The 1,226-nt window shown below is 44.1% G+C and carries 1 protein-coding gene and 1 pseudogene; both read left to right on the plus strand.

Annotated features, from left to right (window positions below; genetic code table 11):
• On the plus strand, nt 1-654 hold a 654-nt coding region (locus ACFIO3_RS13375), incomplete at its 5' end, for a hypothetical protein (RefSeq protein WP_375704619.1).
• Nucleotides 655-693: 39 nt separating this feature from the next.
• Nucleotides 694-1,226: pseudogene (locus tag ACFIO3_RS13380) on the plus strand (hypothetical protein); the annotation flags it as partial.

Raw genomic sequence — 1,226 nt, forward strand, 5'->3', positions numbered from 1 at the left:
AATCTTGGAAGAGTGGCTTCTGGTGATATGGTTGGACAGAATCCGTCTTTTAATGCTGCGCTTCAAAATAGCTTAGACCGCGTCAGAGATACGATTAACAGCTCTTTTGCCGGTGCGGGTCGTTATGGTTCTGGTGCACATACGGGTGTATTGGCAAATGAACTTGGTGCTTTGTCTACAAGTGCTACAGCAGACCAGTATAATCGTGATGCGGATCGCATGATGCAAGCCAATGCCATGATAGACCAAGCCAATCAAAATCAGTTAGGAGCTTCAAATAACTTCTTACAGGGTTATGGGAATGCCTATTCCAATGCCATACAAGGGGGAGGTGTGCTTGATGCCCACAATCAACGCCTTGTTGATGCCAATAGAGAACGTTGGCTGGAACAAGACAATAGCGGCTGGAATAGGTTGAATATGCTTATGAATGCCGGTCATGGCTTTGCAAGAAATTACGGCACGACAACGAATAATAATACAGCTTCGATGATACAAGGGAATAGCCCATGGAAAAATGTAGGGACAATAGGTTCTCTGGCACTTCAGGCAGCACCAATGGCTTTTGGTTACATGGCAGGTGGTCCAATGGGAGCAGCGTTGGCAGCAGGAGTCCCCAAGGATTTTTTAGATTACATGAATAAGAAACAATAGCTGTATAATCATTAAAGAATAGTTTTGTAGGAGAGCGTGATGGCATTTCCATTATTATTTCCATTAGCTGGGGCAGCTTTTATGGCAGCGAGAGCTGCGCCTCATATTTTTAGATATATTGCTCCCAAAGCGGTTACAGGGGCGAACAGATTGGGACAATTAATAACAAAGAGCCCCGTGGGAAAATTCGCAACAAAGAACCCAAAAACCACTGCATTTACGGTTGGGGCATCAGGCATTGAAAGTATGATGACACCAGAGAAAGCACATGCACCATCCAACCCCTATTTACAGAACATGCAGAATCCATATGGACCATTTATGCCCTATACGGTTCCTAGAGCGGATATGCCTCTTGGAGTTGATCAACAGCCACCTATGCCAAATGCACTAGAGAGTACTCCACAAGAACTAAAACCTCATGTTAATGAACAAACGCAACCATTAGCACCCGCTTCCCCAACACCGACTCCTGAACTGACAGATGCAGAGAAATTTTTACAGTCCAATACTTATAAGTTTTTTCAATCAGATGCGTATCAGAAACTCAAAGATCTTTTTGCAGGTATGGC

It is taken from the genome of Bartonella sp. AD328YNZD (assembly GCF_042196425.1).